Source organism: Staphylococcus sp. HMSC065D05 (genome assembly GCF_001813195.1).
Classification (GTDB): domain Bacteria; phylum Bacillota; class Bacilli; order Staphylococcales; family Staphylococcaceae; genus Staphylococcus; species Staphylococcus epidermidis.
On the sequence record NZ_KV811746.1, the window covers coordinates 22,850 to 23,096 of the forward strand.

Here is a 247-nt window from a genome sequence, read left to right on the forward strand (position 1 = left end):
GAAGGTCGGTGGTTCAAATCCGCCTCCCGCAATATTACTAATATAGGTTTCGTGGTGAAATAGCTAAAATACATATTGTTTTTCAGAACATATAAAACTTAGTTTTCAAAGAGGTATCATTACGAATTTTTATTTTGGTTCAGTAGCTCAGTTGGTAGAGCAATGGATTGAAGCTCCATGTGTCGGCAGTTCGATTCTGTCCTGAACCATACCTATAGCCGGCCTAGCTCAATTGGTAGAGCAACTG

1 tRNA gene is annotated in these 247 nt (G+C 39.7%); it reads left to right on the top strand.

The features are described from left to right. Positions 1–136: 136 nt before the first annotated feature. A tRNA-Phe gene (locus HMPREF2897_RS05065) sits at positions 137–209 on the top strand. Positions 210–247 lie beyond the last annotated feature (38 nt).